The following is a 13,621-nucleotide window of genomic DNA, read 5'->3' as shown; positions in this document are numbered from 1 at the left end:
CTCAGCACCACCGTCCGCGCCATGGCGTCCAGTCGCCGAGGTAGGTCTCCCGGGTCGCCGACCCGGCTTCGGCGGGCGTGAGTTGGGGGCGGTTCCCGGGGACGACGATCCGGGCTCCCGGGCCCGTGTTCCGGTACTCGGCGAACCGCTGGCTCTGCCAGGGATAGGTGTCCGACATGTTGGTGTAGGGCGCGACCGCGTCGATGCCCGGCCCGAGGTGGGTGTCCCGGACGGTGAGCATCGGGCGGGCGGCGGTGTCCGAGCTGGGCACCCAGGGGCGGGCCAGCTTGTAGGCGGCGTCCGGGGCTTCACTGGTGACGCGGCTGTCGGTGACCAGGTATCCGCGGGGGTTGGTGCCCACGGTGGAGGGCGCGAAGACGAAGCCGTAGGGGGTGCCCGCGAGGTCGCTGCGGTTGAGGGTGCGGAAGTGGCAGCGCTCGTACACGGCGGTGGCCCGGCCGAAGACGAAGTCGACGTCCCCTTCGGCGTAGCAGTGCGCGAAGTACTGCCGGGCGTACGCCTCACGGCTCATCGAGTCGGCGTACAGGGTGTCCTGGTGGCCGAGGAACCGGCAGTGGTGGAACGCCGCACGGTCGCCCTGCACCTTGATGGCGACGGCCTGGGTCCCCGTGATCTCCGGGTGGTCGGCGCGCAGCCAGTCGTTGGCGAAGGTGATCCAGCGGGCCGTGAAGTCGGCCGCCTGCACGAGGGTGGTGGCGGAGCCGGTGGTGCCGTAGGTGCCGCCCCCGGGTTTCGGGGTGCCGGCGGCGTTGTCGTACACGATGACGACGTCGCGCGGGTTCTCGGAGGCGCCGATCAGGGTCAGTTCCGTCCGGGCGGCCGTGACGGTGACGGTCTCGCGGTAGACGCCCGGCGCGATGACCAGTGTGTATCCCGTGCCGCCGACGGCGGTCACGGCGGCCTGGACGCCCGTGAAGTCACCGGTGCCCGCCGCGTCGACGTACAGGGTCTGTTCGGTCAGGCGGCGGGACGGGGAGCCGTAGCGGCCGAACCGGGTTCGGCCGGCCGCGCGGGCGGGGGCCGCGAGCCCCAGGGCCAGTGCGGCCCCGGAGCTCGCGACGACGAACGAGCGTCTGCTGAAGGGGAGTTGAGGACTCGCCATGATCAGCAGACCTTGCCCGCGCCCGCACCGCGGTTGACGATGTACGGCACGGCGCGCGGCGAGTCGACCTTCGTGCGGAGGGTGGGCGTCCAGCCGGCGCCCGACTGGAGCGTCTCGGCGGGGATCTCGGCGTTGTGGACGGCGATCAGGTCGGTCAGTTGGCCGTTGACGTAGTTGTTCACGGCGGTGAGCGGTGACTCCTTCCACTTCTTCAGCACCTTGCCGACACTGGTGCCGGCCGGCAGCGAGACGGCGTTGTCGCTGGCGTACAGCTGCGAGGAGATGCCGACACCGAAGATGTAGTAGTCGGACTTCTGCTCCTCGGTCACCACGTAGCTGTTGTTGTAGACGTCGACCTGTCCGAAGCGCACGCGCGGAGAGCGCTGGAGGATCCCTTCGAACTTGTTGTGGTGCATCGTGACCTTGAGCTTGCCCGCGTCCGTCGCGGCGGCGCTGTCGCTGTTTCCGATCAGCATGTTCTTGTCATGGTCCTTGAACGAGTTCCACGACATCGTGACGTAGTTGGCGCCGCGCACGATGTCCGTCAGCCCGTCGTGCTGCTGGAAGATCTTGCCGAAGTAGCTCGGCCGCTCGCTGTCGGGGTAGCGGCCGTCGGTGAGGGTGTTGTGGTCGATCCACACGTGGTCGGTGCCGTAGACGACCACGGCGTCGTACTCGGAGTTCCAGGCCCCGGTGCCGGTGTCGTCGGTCGGGTCCCACATCGGGAAGCAGTCGAGGGGTGCCTCGATGGTGAGGTTGCGCAGGATGACGTTCGAGACGCCCTTGACCTGGAGGCTGCCGCCGAGGATGCCGGAGTTCCTGCCGACGCCGACGATGGTGGTGTTGCTGGGGACGTCGGCCTTGATGACGCTGTCCTGGTTGGCGGCGGACGCGACCCGCGCGTCCTCCTGCGGACCGCTGGCGACCTTGTCGTTGCCCCAGACGGCGGGGTCGTAGTCCTTGAGGTACTGCTGGAGGTCGTACCCCCCGGCGACGAAGGCCTCGCAGCCCTCGGACACGGCCTCGATCATGCCCTTGACCTTGATGATCTTGGGCGCGTTGCCGCCGTCCTTCAGCGCGGCCTTGAACTGCGCCCAGGTGGTGACGGTGTAGACGTGATCGGCGTCGGCGGCCGAACCGCCGGTCGTGCCACCCGCGTCGGACGCCCAGCCGTCACCGGCGGCGAGGGTCTGCCGGCCGAGGTCACGGGCCGGAGCGGCGGCCTGGGCGGCGGGGCCGGTGACGGTCAGGACGAGGGCGGTGCAGCCGAGCAGGACGGCTGCCCTCATGGTGACATGATCATGACATGCGCGAGCGTTCATGGTGCGGCTCTCCTTCTGGAGGAACGGGCTGGGCGGACGTGAGGGGAAAGCGGCTACGCGGCGGCCGGCGGCCAGGTGATCCAGGACTCCGGGATCGCGTCGTCGAGGCGGCGCACGTCCCTGCGCGCCAGCACCCTTCGCCGCTCCAGGCCTGCGGCGACGAGCCGGGCCACGGCGATGGCACCCGGCGGATTGAAGTGCGTGTTGTCCTGCTCGGTCGCTGTCCAGTTGAAGTACTTCTTCGTCTCCTCGACCCCCAACTCCTGCCAGAGCGCGATCGACAGGGCCTGGATGTCGAGCAGCGCCACGTGCTCCTCCTCGGCGAGCGCACGCATCGCCGCCGGGTAGTCGCCGTGGGTCGGCAGCGCGTTGCCGCTCGCGTCGAACTTTCTCCGCTCGACGGAGGTGGCGAGCACCGGCCGGGCACCCCGGGCCCGCGCACCGTCGACGTACAGCCGCAGATGGTCCTGGTACGTCGTCCAGGGCTCGGTGTAACGGACGGGGTCGGCGCTCTTCTCGTCGTTGTGCCCGAACTGGATGAGAAGGAGGTCACCGGGGGCGATCACATCGAGAATGGCGGCCAGCCGCCCCTCATCGAAGAAACTCTTGGAACTACGCCCGTTCACCGCGTGATTGGCGACAACCAGGCCTTCCCGAAGAAAGAAGGGAAGCGCCATTCCCCACCCGGTCTCCGGGGCGGCGTCAGCGTATTTCTGGGCGGCGGTGGAATCACCGGCGATATAGATCGTGCGAGAACGACGACCGGAATGCGCTGAGGCGCTCTCCGAGGTACCGACAGCGAGAGGAACGGCGGCTAGAACAGCCGCGGTCACCTGTCGACGGCTAAGAGACACGACGTTGTGCCTTTCAGAGAGGGGGTCAGGGGACCCGCGCCCCCAAAAGGGGCGCGGGGCTGTATCTATGTGCGGCTCCGCCGCGGGGCGCGACCAGCCACGGCAGAAACCGCAGCCGAAGAGCCGACCTAGCTCACCTGCTCGTTCCACTCAGCCTGCGCAGCGTTCAGCTGCTCGGCCAGCGTGTCCAGGAATTCCTTCGCACTCATCTTCTTCAGCAACACCTTCTGGAAGTTCGGCTCGTTGTCCGCCTTCGAGATCGTGTTCCAGTCGGGCAGGTAGTACGGCAACTGCACGATCTTGATCGTGCCGCTGTTCAGCGACTCGGCCGCCAGCTTCGTCGCCTCCGCGGACTGGATCCACGCGTCCTTCGCCGCCTCCGTGTTGGACGGAATGGCGCCGGCGGACTCGTTCCACTTGCTGTTGGACGCGTGCGAGACGGCGAACTCGATGAACTTCCACGAGGCCGTCTTGTTCTTGCTGGACTTGAACAGACCGAGCCCGTCAACGGGGTTGGAGACCTGAACCCGGGTCCCGTCGTCCTGCGTCGGGTTCGGAATGCCCCGGAACTTGCCGTCCAGCGCCTTCAGGTGGTCCTGGTAGGAACCGAGGTTGTGGCTCAGCATGCCGATGTCGCCGCTGTCCCACTGGGCGACCATCTTCTTGAAGTCGTTGTTGACGTCGGCGGACGGAGTGTCCTTCTTGAACAGCGCGGTGTACTTCTCCAGCGCCGCCACGTTCTTCGGGTCGTTGACGGTGGTCTTCGCGTCCTTCCAGAACGACGTGATGCCGGACTGCCCGTACATCGCGTCCAGGGCCTGCGCGATCGACCCCTCGCCACCGCGAATGGTGTAACCGAACTTGTTCTTGCTCGCGTCGGTGAGCTTGTCCGCGGCGGCGTAGAACTTCGACCAGGTCGTCGGCGGGTCCAGCTTCGCCGCTTCGAACAGGTCGGTGCGGTACCAGAGCGTGCCGTTGTTCGCGGAGGTCGGGACGGTGAACAGGTCGTCGCCGCCGCCCGCGCTGCGCACGCTGTCGATCATGCCCGGGGTCAGCTTGCCGTTCAGCGAACTGCTCTTGAGCCGGTCGTCCAGCGGCTCCAGGGCGTTCTGGGCGGCGATGCCGGCGAGCATGGCCGCGCCGACTCCGCCGACGTCGGGCAGGCCGCCGCCCTGGATCGCGGTGTCGTACTTGGACTGGATGCTGTCCGACGGTATCCCGACGTACTTGACCTTGATGTCGGGGTTGGCCTTCTCGAAGTCGGCGATGATCTCCTTCCAGACGTCGGTACGCACACCGCCGTTGTTGTCCCAGAAGGTGATCCGGCCCTTGCCCGAGCCCTCGTTGCCCTTGTCCCCGCCCGCTCCGCTGCCGTCGTCGCCGCAGGCGGTGGCGGTCAGGGCGAGCACGGAACCCAGGGCCACGGCGATGGCCGCGCGCCTGCTTCTGCGGATGCTGATCTTCATTGGTCGGCACTCTCTCTTCTGGATCAATCGGAGACTGTGAAGTTGTGGGGGGTCAGCGGCGGACGTGGGGGGCCCAGCCGTCCGTACCGTTCAGGTAGTCGGCCACGGTGTGCGTGGCCGCGTCGGACTCGCTCATCTGCGGCCGGTCGGCGGTCACTTCGGCGCCGGGTCCGTAGGTCCGGTACTCGGTGAAGCGCGCGTCCTTCCACGAGAAGCCGCTCATGTCGGTCCACGGCGAGGCCTTGATCGCGGCGGGCAACTCGGTGTCCCGGAACAGGACCTGGGCCACGGCGTTCGGCTCGCCGCCCGGGTGCCAGGGCCGCCCGAGGTGGAAGGAGCCGGCGGGCGCGTCGCTCACGACCTTGGAGCGGGTGATCAGGAAGCCGTACGGATTGCCCGTCCAGGTCGAAGCGGCGGTGAGGTAGCCGTTGTTGGTGGTGGAACCGCGGCTCAGCGCGCGGATCACCGACCGCTCGATGACGGTCGTCGCGCGCCCGTAGACGAAGTCGACGTCGCCCTCGATGTACGAGTCGCGGACGTAGACGCGGCTGATCACGTCCAGCTTGGGGCTGTCGGTCATCAGGGTGTCCTGGTTGCCCAGGAAGGCGGTGTTCTCGAAGACGATCCGGTCGCCGGTCGTCTTCATCGCGAGCGCCTGCTCGCCCTTCAGCTCGACCGCGGCCTCGTCGAAGTCGTTGCTGAAGGTGAGGTTGCGGGCGGTGACGTCGCTCGCGGCGATGCGGACCGTGGCGCTTCCCGTCGAACCGCCGTACTCGGCGGGCGTGTTGTAGACGATGACGGTGTCGGAGCGGTTCCGGCCGGTCCCCTGGAGCAGGATGTGCGCCTTGCCGGCCGGGATGAAGACCTTCTCGCGGTACGTGCCCGGCGCGACGGCGATGGTCACCGGGCTGTCATTGCCGGCGGGCACGGCGTCGACGGCGGCCTGAACGGTCGGGTAGGCGGCGGGGACGTGGAGTGTCACCGCGGCGCCGATCCGCTGCTGCGGCCCGGAGAAGCGCTTGACCAGCGCGGGTACGGCGGCGGCCGGGTCCAGCCGGTAGGCGTAGAAGTCACGGGGTTCGAAGGCGGTACCCCACGCGTCCTGCCGCCCGCTGACGTTCCTCAGGATCGACCCGCGCTGCACCAACTCGGCGGTGGCGTCCGCCTGGTAGGGATGCTGGACACCGTCGTAGTAGCTGTTCTCGATGACCATCTTCGTCCTGCCGCGCGACCAGTTCCCGTACGTCCAGACGGGATCGCCGTCGGCGACCTGCGCCGACACGTAGTTGTTGTAGAGGTGCGCGTAGGCGCAGTTGTCGGCGGAAGGGTTGCGCTGCTTCGTGCCCGTGAACCAGTTGTGGTCGATGGTGATCTGGGTGAGCACATTGGCCGTCCAGCCGATCCCGAACGCCTTGTTGTGGTGGGTGAACTGATTGCTGGACACGGTGATGTACTGACTGTCCTTGCGGATGTCGAGCAGCCCGTCGCCCATGTGCGTGAAGCGGTTGTGGTCGATCCAGACGTGGTCGACGGTGTCCATCTGGATGGCGTCGAAGTCGGTCGTCTTGCCGTCCCAGTCGCCCTCGACATACGAGTCACGGATCGTCAGATTGCGGATGATCACGTTGCTGGTGCCGGGGTTCAGGTGCAGTTCACCGTGGACGATCTCGCCGGTGTCGTCGACGCCGATGAGCGTCTTGTTCGAGGTGACGACGACATCCGCTCCGAAGGGCGCCACGTCGATCGAGCCCGCGACCCGGATGACGTACGGCTCCTCGGCCGCCGCGTACTTCACCAGCGAGGCCTGGTCGGTGACCGTGACGACCTCGCCGCCCGCTCCGCCGGAGGTGCCGCCGGCGAGGGAGGCGAAACCGTGGGCCCGGTCGGTCCAGCGGGGGGCCGCCGTCACGGGGCCCTTGGCCGTGGAGGGAGCGGCGGCCGTCACGGAGGTGACCGCGGTCGCCTCACCGGCCGCTCCGAGGGCCAGGGCGGCCACCAGAGCCACGACGGTCGCCAGGGTTCTGCCGACGGCGACGGGGCCAGGGGCGCCCGGTAAGCGCTTGCTAGGGAAGTGCGTCATTGCGGCTCCCAACAGGCATACGAATAAGGTGAGTTACGTAGAGGTGACGCTGAACTGTGTGAACGTGGCCGCGCCGGCCTGTCCCCCGCCGACGGGTGCGAGCGCGAAGAGGCCGAGCAGGGCGCCGACCCAGCGCCAGGGGGTGGCGGCGAACACCGGCCCGGACGACTCCCAGCCCTCCCCGGCACCGAGGTCGTACGCGAACCGGCAGCGCGCCCCCGCCCCGACCGCGATCCGCAGCCGGACCCGTCCCCCGGGAGCCACCCGCGGATGACCGGCGTCCCGCTCCCGGTCGGCGACGGACTCCGCGAACCGGTGGACGAGCCGGACCGTACCGTCGTCCGCACGCTCCAGGCCGATCCAGCCGAAGGAGTCGCCCAGCACGGCGAGCCCGGCCCGGGCCCCCGGCTCCTCGCTGTCGAGGCGTAGCTCCACCTCGACCACGCATTCGACGCCGGGCAGCCGCTGGGTGAGGACGTTCGGGAGTTTCCGCAGGTCATGGGCGTCGGCACTGCGTACGCAGCTCAGCCGTAGCCCGTCCCCCGAGTGCTGGGTGGCCCAGCCGTCCTGGGGGTTGGCCGTCCACTGCCACTGACGGCCGTACCGTCCGCCGGGGAAGTCGTCGTCGGTGGCGGGCGCGGTGGGCGGCTGCGCCGGCAGACCGGGCTTGCGGTGTACGGCGACGGGGACGCCGGCGTTGCCCACGACCGGCCAGCCGTCCGCACCCTCCGGCCCCTCCGCTCCACCCCAGCTCATCGGCTGGAGGTGCACGACACGGCCGTACGGGCCGCGCTGCTGGAAGTGGAGGAACCAGTCCTCGCCGGCCGACGTGCGCACCCAGCCGCCCTGGTGGGGCCCGTTGACGTCGGTGTCCCCCTGCTCCAGGACGATTCGCTCCTCGTACGGCCCGAAGAAGTCCCGGGAGCGGAAGGCGCCCTGCCAGCCGGTCTCCACTCCCCCGGCGGGTGCCAGGATCCAGAACCAGCCGTCGTGCCGGTAGAGCTTCGGGCCCTCAAGGGTGAACCAGCCGGGGATGCGGTCGCCGTCGACGATCACCTTGCCCTCGTCCAGAAGTCCCGTGCCCTCGGGGTGCATCCGGTGGCCGGTGAGCCGGTTCTTGATGCCCGACCGGGACTTGGCCCAGGCGTGCACGAGATACGCCTCGCCGGTCTCCTCGTCCCACAGCGGGCACGCGTCGATGAGTCCCTTGCCCTCCTTGACCAGGTGCGGACTGGTCCAAGGGCCGCGTATCGCCGGGGAGTTGACCTGGAAGATGCCGTGGTCGGGGTCGCCCCAGAAGATCCAGAACCGGTCGTCGTGATAGCGCAGCGAGGGTGCCCAGACACCGCAGTCGTGGCGCGGAACCGTGAACTCACTGTCCGGTCGCAGGCGTTCGAGGGCATGGCCGACGAGGGTCCAGTTGACGAGGTCCCGGGAGTGGAGAAGGGGCAGGCCCGGTGCCCTGCCGAAGCTGGACGCGGTGAGGTAGAAGTCGTCGCCGACACGGACGACGTCCGGGTCGGACCAGTCGGCGTTCAGGACCGGGTTGCGATAGGTCCCGTCGCCGAGATCGGCACCGGTGATCACGCGCTCACCGCCTTCCGTACCAGAGCCGCGGCCTCGCCCCGGTCGAGGCGCCCGTCGGCGACGACGGTGACGATCCGGCGTACGGCGGTCTCACCGGCGTCGATCGGCAGCCGCTCGTCGTACGCGAGCGACGAGCCGACCCCCGGGTACTCCTCGGCCCGGACGAACCACGGGTCGCGGCGGGTCTGTTCGGTGGCGCCGGCGAAGACGAGCGTCCAGTTGGTACCGGCCAGGGCGAGCCAGTCTGCGCGGGTGCCGTGGACCGCCGACTCACCCTCGGTGGCGGCCGTGAAGACGTCGGGGGCGCCGGGCTCCTTGCGCGCCCGCCAGAAGAAGCCGCCGTAGGCGGCGCCGGGGCGGCCGTTGGTGGCGGGGCTGCCGATGGAGAGGGGGCCGGTGGTGGTGTTGGTGAGGGAGAAGGTGAAGTCCAACGCCCAGGCGGAGCCGGTGAGTTCGGTGGCGGCGACCGTTCGGCGCTCGCGCAGCAGCTCGGCCCCGCCCACCATCCAGCGCAGTTCCTCGACGAAGCCGTCGGGGTCGCGGAGCTGGTAGGCGGTGTGCCGCTGGGCGCCGTGGTTGTCCAGCTCGGTCGGACCCTGGTCCCGGACATAGGTGCGCCCGCCCCAGAAGTTGTTCCCCTCGACGTCGGGAATGGCGACACCGACGCCGAGGTGGTGGGTGTGGTCGGCGGGGCTGAGCTCGGTGACGGCGGTGCCGGCCAGGGTGGTGACGGGGTGCAGATACGGGCGGGGCGCGTGGCGGAGCGGCAGCTCCGGCCGGCCGGTGTAGCGGCCGACCGGGCGGCCCGCGACCCGCAGGACCAGCGACTCGTTGGGCATCTGGTTCATCAGGTGCTCACCTCTTTCGGGAGCGCCCAGGAGGCGCCCAGCTCGGAGTAGAGGGAGAGGGTGTCGGCGGCGGCAGCGACGAGACCGTCGATGCCGGGGACCACTCGGCGGGGGGTCTCCCCGGGCGCGAACTCCCATGCTTCAGAGGGGAGTTCAGCCGGGTCGGAGGCCTGGCGGATCGCCTCGACGACCCGCATGAACGCGCCGGTCACGTCGGGCACGACCAGCAGTTCCGCGCCCTCGGTGAGATGGTCGACGAGGTTCTCCAGCAGGTCGGTGCGGTCGTACTCGTACTCCTCCGGGCCGTGTCCGGAACGCTGGAGGAGCACGCGGTCCTGCTTGTACCAGAAGGTGATCCGGCCGCTGGTGCCGTGCACGAGGACATACGGGTCGCCCGGGTGTTCGGCGCACAGGGTGGCGGCGACGGTGACCGGGACGCCGTTCACCGTGGAGACGCGGACGCACGAGGTGTCGTCGGACTCGATGTCGTTGGCGCGCAGCAGCTCGGTCTCGATACCGGTGACGTCCTTGGCGCGGGTGCTCCCGGCAAGGGCGAGGCCGGTGGCGACCGCGTGCGCGAGGGGGTTGGTGAGGGCGCCGTCGATGACGTCCACGCCGTTCAGCCTGCGCTTGCCTGCCCAGGGCGCACGCCGGTAGTACGCCTCGTCGCGCGCCCACGCGCCCGCCCCGCCGACGCCGGTCACCGTGCCGATGGCGCCCTCGGAGATCAGTTCCCGGATCGCGGGCAGGGCGTGCGAGCCCAGCGACTGGAACCCGATCTGGCAGGCGACCCCGGCCGCCGCGACCCCGTCGGCCATCCGGCGGAACTCCGCGTACGAGGGCGCCGGCGGCTTCTCCAGCAGCAGGTGCACGCCCTTGGCGGCGGCGATGAGCGCGAGGTCGGTGTGGGTGGGGATCGGCGTGCAGATCACGGCGACGGCGGCGCCGGTGGAGTCGAGGAGCGCGCCGAAGTCGGCGGACTGCTCGGGGGTGCCGAGGCCGTCCAGCTCCTCGTCGGTCAGCGGGGTCAGCTCGCAGACGCCCGCCAGCCGGACGAGCCCCTTGTCCTGGAGCCGGCGGATGTTCGCCAGATGCCAGTGGCCGTGACCGCGCGCTCCCGCGAGAACCACCGGAACCGGGGTGACCAGCGACGAAGTGGCCGTCGATGTGGCCGTCGGTGTCGTGTTCATGTGAGCCTCCCTGCGCCCGCGCCGCGTGCCACCTCTCGGTCGGCCGTGTCGGCGCTGTCGATCTTTGTGTGCAGGGTAGGCGTCCAGCCGACGTCGGCCGTGAGGTCACGCTCACTGCCCGAGTTGTAGGCGTTGTAGATGGTCAGAAGATCGACCGGGAAGCCGTTGAAGAGGGTGCCGGTCTGGTGCAGGGCGGTGCCGTTCCAGCTCTTGACCAGGTCGGCGGCCTCGACGTGCCCTGGGGTGGTGAAGGCGTTGTTCTCGGCGTACACGGCGGACTCGGTGGAGACGCCGACCGAGTAGCGGTAGTCGTCGTCGTGGTCGACCAGGTAGCGGTTGTTGTAGACGTGCACCTGTCCGAAGCGGACGCGCGGGGCGCGCTGCGTCACCGAGCGGAACTCGTTGTGGTGCAGGGTGACACGGAGCTTCCCGCGGTCACCGGTGGCCGTGTCGCCGCTGCCGATGAGCATCGCCTTGTCGTGGTCGGCGAACCGGCTCCAGGAGACGGTGACCAGGTCGGAGCCGTTGGTGATGTCCAACAGACCGTCGTGGCGCAGGTAGTTGCGGGCGAAGTAGGTGGGCTCGTCGGCGTCCGGGTGGCCCTTGTCGGAGGCGGTGACGTGGTCGACCCACACATGGGTGGCGCCGTTCAGCCAGATCGTGTCGTACGCCGTCTTCCAGTCGCCCAGGCCACCGGAGTTGGGCTGCCAGACGGGGAAGCAGTCGTAGGCGTCGCGGAGTTCGAGGTTGCGGACGATCACGTTGTCCGCGTTCTTGACCTGGAGGCTCGCGCCCTTGAGGACGGCGCCCGAACCGAGCCCGAGGATGGTCGTGTTGGAGCCGACGGGCAGCACGATCCGCTCGGCCTGCCGGGCCGCCGCGATCTGCCGGGCCTCTTCCTGCGCCCCGCTCGGCTTGGCGGAACCCCAGGTGCGCGGGTCGTACGCGGCCAGGTATTTCCGCACCGTGTAGCCGGTCCCGGACGCGTAGTCACCACACCCCAAGTGCCCACCGTCATCAGCGGTGTTGGCATCAATGACCCCCGCGACACGGATGATCTTCGGGGTGGCGCTGCCGCCGTCGAGGGCGCGGACGAGTTCGGCGCGGCTGCGTACGGTGAACACGTGGGCGTCGTCCGCCGCCGCGCCGCCGGTGGTGCCGCCCTCGGCGGCGGCCCAGCCGTCGTTCGCGGGCAGGGTGTCGCGGCTGAGGTCACGGGCGTCTGCGCCGGCCGGGGTGCTCAGTACGGCGCCCAACAAGCCGATGGACGCGGCTACTTGAAGAAGGCGTCTCATCCCTTCACCGCCCCCGCGCTGAAGCCGGTGATCAGCCACTTCTGGATGAAGGCGAACACGATCACCACGGGTACGGCGGCGATGATGCCGCCCGCCGCGAGGGCGCCCAGGTCGACGCTGTCCGCGCTCATCAGGGTGTTGAGGCCGACCGGGATGGTCTGCTTGCCCTGGTCGCTGAGGAACATCAGGGCGAACAGGAAGTGGTTCCAGGAGTGCACGAAGGCGAAGGAGCCGACGGCGATCAACCCGGGCCGCAGCAACGGCAGTACGACGATCCGGAACGCGGTGAAACGGTTGCATCCGTCGACCCAGGCGGCCTCCTCCAGGGTGTACGGCACGTTCTTGATGAATCCGCTGATGAGGATCATCGACAGCGGGAGCTGGAAGACCGTCTCGGCGATGATGACCGCGCCCAGCGAGTTGATCATCTGAAGCTCGGCGAAGATCTGGAACAGCGGCACCAGCAGCAGGGCGCCCGGCACGAACTGGGAGCAGAGCAGGGCCAGCATGAAGGCGCGCTTGACCTTGAAGTCGAAGCGGGCGAGGGCGTAACCGCCGGCCAGGGCGACGAGCGTCGTCATCACCAGCGTGGCGAGGCCGACGAGGATGCTGTTCTCGAAGTACGTGCCGAAGCTTCGCTCGGTCCACACCTTGTCGAAGTGGTCGAGGGTCATCGGCCAGGGGACGAGGGAGGTCGACCCGGCCGGGCGCAGCGCGAAGAGGAGGATCCAGTAGAAGGGGATGAGGGTGAAGACGAGGTAGATCCCGAGGGGGAGGTAGATCTGCCAGCGCGGGGCCTCGTCCCAGGCGCGTCGTTGCTTCCTGGCCGGACGCGGCGGCTCGGGGATGTCGTCCACGGGCGTGGGCACGATCACGGTGGCTTCCTTGGTGATCACTTGTTCTCCCCTCCGAACTTGCTCAGCCGCAGGTAGACGATCGAGAAGAAGAGCAGGATCACGAACGCGACCGTGGTGAGGGCCGACGCGTAGCCGAAGTTGTGGGCGTCGACGCTGGTGTTGGCGATGTAGAGCGGGAGTGTCGTGGTCTCGCCGGCCGGTCCGCCGCCCGTGAGGGTGTAGAGGAGGTCGACGTTGTTGAACTCCCAGACCGCGCGCAGCAGCGTGGACAGGACGATGGCGTCCTTGAGGTGCGGCAGCGTGATGTGCCAGAACTGCTTGAACCGGCTGGCGCCGTCGACCTCGGCGGCCTCGTACAGGTCCTTCGAGACGGACTGGAGGTCGGCGAGGATGAGGATCGCGAAGAAGGGCACGCCTCGCCACAGGTCGGCGACGATCGCCGCCGGGAACACGGTGGAGGTCTCCGACAGCCAGCTCGTGCCGTACGTGCCGATGCCCGCGTCGGCGAGGTAACGGGTGATGCCCGTCTGGGAGTTGTAGAGCAGCACCCAGATCGCGGAGGTGAGTACGCCCGAGACGGCCCAGGGCGAGAAGACCAGCGCACGGCCGATCGACCGCCCCACGAAGGTCTGGTTGACGATCAGCGCGAGCGCCAGACCGAACATCAGCTGCAGGCCGACCTCGACGACGACCCACTTGCCGCTGAAGACCAGCGTGTCCCAGAACTGGGGGTCGTCGGTGAAGGCGTGCGTGAAGTTGTCGAAGCCCGCGAAGCCGTTGCGCCAGGGCTTGGTGGGGTTGAAGTGCTGCAGGCTGTAGTAGAAGACGCTGATGACCGGGTAGGCGATGAAGCCCACCATGAGCAGGGCGGCCGGTGCGATCAGCAGATACGGGAGCCTTCGCGGCGTCGCGGAGGCACGCCGCCGCCGGGGAGGCGCGGGCGGTTTCGCCACGACTGCGGCTTGGGCCATGACTGTTCTCCGTTCTCGGTACGTCGTG

General features: G+C 69.1%; 11 protein-coding genes. All 11 read right to left on the bottom strand.

What is annotated here, in order from left to right; genetic code table 11:
- Position 1 precedes the first annotated feature (1 nt).
- Positions 2-1,123, bottom strand: coding sequence for a pectinesterase family protein (locus ACW4TU_RS35230; protein WP_457419944.1), 1,122 nt, complete (start codon positions 1,121-1,123; stop codon positions 2-4).
- A 2-nt stretch (positions 1,124-1,125) separates the two neighbouring features.
- Positions 1,126-2,445 (bottom strand): pectate lyase family protein, encoded by a 1,320-nt coding sequence (locus ACW4TU_RS35225; RefSeq protein ID WP_457419942.1) that lies wholly within the window; start codon positions 2,443-2,445, stop codon positions 1,126-1,128.
- A 53-nt stretch (positions 2,446-2,498) separates the two neighbouring features.
- Positions 2,499-3,299 carry a rhamnogalacturonan acetylesterase gene (locus ACW4TU_RS35220; protein WP_457419940.1) on the bottom strand — a complete coding sequence of 267 codons (801 nt, stop codon included), beginning with the start codon at positions 3,297-3,299 and terminating at the stop codon, positions 2,499-2,501.
- Between the two features lie 128 nt (positions 3,300-3,427).
- On the bottom strand, positions 3,428-4,765 hold the full coding sequence (locus ACW4TU_RS35215; RefSeq protein WP_457419938.1) for an ABC transporter substrate-binding protein: 1,338 nt from the start codon (positions 4,763-4,765) through the stop codon (positions 3,428-3,430).
- Between the two features lie 52 nt (positions 4,766-4,817).
- Positions 4,818-6,845, bottom strand: coding sequence for a pectinesterase family protein (locus ACW4TU_RS35210; RefSeq protein ID WP_457419936.1), 2,028 nt, complete (start codon positions 6,843-6,845; stop codon positions 4,818-4,820).
- Positions 6,846-6,878: 33 nt separating this feature from the next.
- Entirely contained in the window at positions 6,879-8,432 is a 1,554-nt protein-coding gene (locus tag ACW4TU_RS35205; protein ID WP_457419934.1) for a glycoside hydrolase family 43 protein, read from the bottom strand.
- Complete coding sequence (locus ACW4TU_RS35200) at positions 8,429-9,280, bottom strand: DUF6807 domain-containing protein (RefSeq protein ID WP_457419932.1); 852 nt, start codon at positions 9,278-9,280, stop codon at positions 8,429-8,431. Before ACW4TU_RS35200 ends, ACW4TU_RS35205 begins: the two co-directional genes overlap by 4 nt.
- Entirely contained in the window at positions 9,280-10,470 is a 1,191-nt protein-coding gene (locus ACW4TU_RS35195; RefSeq protein ID WP_457419930.1) for a Gfo/Idh/MocA family protein, read from the bottom strand. The genes ACW4TU_RS35200 and ACW4TU_RS35195 overlap by 1 nt, the downstream gene beginning before the upstream one ends.
- Positions 10,467-11,765, bottom strand: a complete 1,299-nt coding sequence (locus ACW4TU_RS35190) for a pectate lyase family protein (protein ID WP_457419928.1) — start codon at positions 11,763-11,765, stop codon at positions 10,467-10,469. Before ACW4TU_RS35190 ends, ACW4TU_RS35195 begins: the two co-directional genes overlap by 4 nt.
- Positions 11,762-12,661, bottom strand: a complete 900-nt coding sequence (locus tag ACW4TU_RS35185) for a carbohydrate ABC transporter permease (protein ID WP_457419926.1) — start codon at positions 12,659-12,661, stop codon at positions 11,762-11,764. Before ACW4TU_RS35185 ends, ACW4TU_RS35190 begins: the two co-directional genes overlap by 4 nt.
- Positions 12,658-13,593, bottom strand: a complete 936-nt coding sequence (locus ACW4TU_RS35180; RefSeq protein WP_457419924.1) for a carbohydrate ABC transporter permease — start codon at positions 13,591-13,593, stop codon at positions 12,658-12,660. The genes ACW4TU_RS35185 and ACW4TU_RS35180 overlap by 4 nt, the downstream gene beginning before the upstream one ends.
- Positions 13,594-13,621 lie beyond the last annotated feature (28 nt).

Source organism: Streptomyces kryoterrae (genome assembly GCF_054072135.1).
The sequence above is the reverse complement of the archived record's forward strand: the minus strand, read 5'-3'. Positions and strand labels throughout refer to the sequence as shown.

Bases quoted from the DNA above. Each gene is read 5' to 3' on its own strand.
- ACW4TU_RS35230 (WP_457419944.1), bottom strand. From the start codon at position 1,123: ATGGCGAGTCCTCAACTCCCCTTCAGCAGACGCTCGTTCGTCGTCGCG.
- ACW4TU_RS35225 (WP_457419942.1), bottom strand. From the start codon at position 2,445: ATGAACGCTCGCGCATGTCATGATCATGTCACCATGAGGGCAGCCGTC.
- ACW4TU_RS35215 (WP_457419938.1), bottom strand. From the start codon at position 4,765: ATGAAGATCAGCATCCGCAGAAGCAGGCGCGCGGCCATCGCCGTGGCC.
- ACW4TU_RS35210 (WP_457419936.1), bottom strand. From the start codon at position 6,845: ATGACGCACTTCCCTAGCAAGCGCTTACCGGGCGCCCCTGGCCCCGTC.
- ACW4TU_RS35200 (WP_457419932.1), bottom strand. From the start codon at position 9,280: ATGAACCAGATGCCCAACGAGTCGCTGGTCCTGCGGGTCGCGGGCCGC.
- ACW4TU_RS35195 (WP_457419930.1), bottom strand. From the start codon at position 10,470: ATGAACACGACACCGACGGCCACATCGACGGCCACTTCGTCGCTGGTC.
- ACW4TU_RS35190 (WP_457419928.1), bottom strand. From the start codon at position 11,765: ATGAGACGCCTTCTTCAAGTAGCCGCGTCCATCGGCTTGTTGGGCGCC.
- ACW4TU_RS35180 (WP_457419924.1), bottom strand. From the start codon at position 13,593: ATGGCCCAAGCCGCAGTCGTGGCGAAACCGCCCGCGCCTCCCCGGCGG.